Source organism: Aequorivita sinensis (genome assembly GCF_006346335.1).
GTDB lineage: Bacteria > Bacteroidota > Bacteroidia > Flavobacteriales > Flavobacteriaceae > Aequorivita > Aequorivita sinensis.
Map to the genome: position 1 here is coordinate 1 of NZ_VDMC01000057.1, position 941 is coordinate 941.

The 941-nt window shown below is 37.5% G+C and carries 1 protein-coding gene; it reads left to right on the plus strand.

Annotation, left to right across the window (positions count from 1 at the left end):
* The coding region (locus tag FHP04_RS14370) for a hypothetical protein (protein ID WP_246051456.1) at positions 1 to 695 on the plus strand (695 nt) is incomplete at its 5' end.
* Positions 696 to 941: the final 246 nt, after the last annotated feature.

Consider the following 941-nt stretch of genomic DNA (forward strand, 5'->3'; position numbering starts at 1 on the left):
ACAATGCTAAAACCTGTCTTGAATCGAAATTCCGTGCTCGCTTGCTCAGCGGATTGTCCTGCGGACAATCACGCTCGCCCGCTCGCACAGTTTTTATACGGGACGTTGTGCAACATTTACCAAAAAAACGAAAACGAATGAAAAAAAGCTTACTGACCCTACTATTTGGAATTTTAATTACACTTACCTACGCTCAAGAAAACGACAGTATTGCAACAGAAAAAATATGGAGAGTGAATTTTTTAAACCCTGGAGTTGAATTGGAATTACCTACTGGAACTTACTCAACATTCTCTGCTGGACTTGGAATCGGATATGGTGGCGGATATCCCGACTTGACTTTTGGCGGTAGTGGATTTATTTACATAATTAGCCCATTTTTAGATGTTCAAGAAAAATGGTTTTACAATCTGAACAAACGAAACCAGAAAAACAGAAAAACGGAAAATAATTCTGGAAACTTTGTTTCTTTGAGATTTATAACTCGTGGGAATTCAATCGCTGAAAATGTAAACCGAACATCTGACTTTGATTTTGCATTTGGACCAACTTGGGGAATTCAAAGAAAATACGGAAAGAATTTTCACCTACTTTTTGATGTTGGACCTCAATATTATTTCGACACAAATGGAAATGGAAATATTTGGCCAATTATGCTACAATTGAATTTAGGATTTGACCTTAAAAAGAAATAGAAAAAACGTTGCACAACACCGGCTATAGTTCATTGCTTCTGACTTTCCTCTCGGAAAGTCCTCGCAAATTTGCTATCTTCGGTTTACGGCGGAAAATCCTCGCGGATTTTCACGCAACGAAACCATAGCCAAACACGTTGTGCTTCATGCAAAAACAAATAATATGACTGACTATCAACAAACTGAGGAATTTAAAAGAAGAGAAAAGGAAAGTGAAGATGTTCAGGCTATTCTGACTACTTGGAA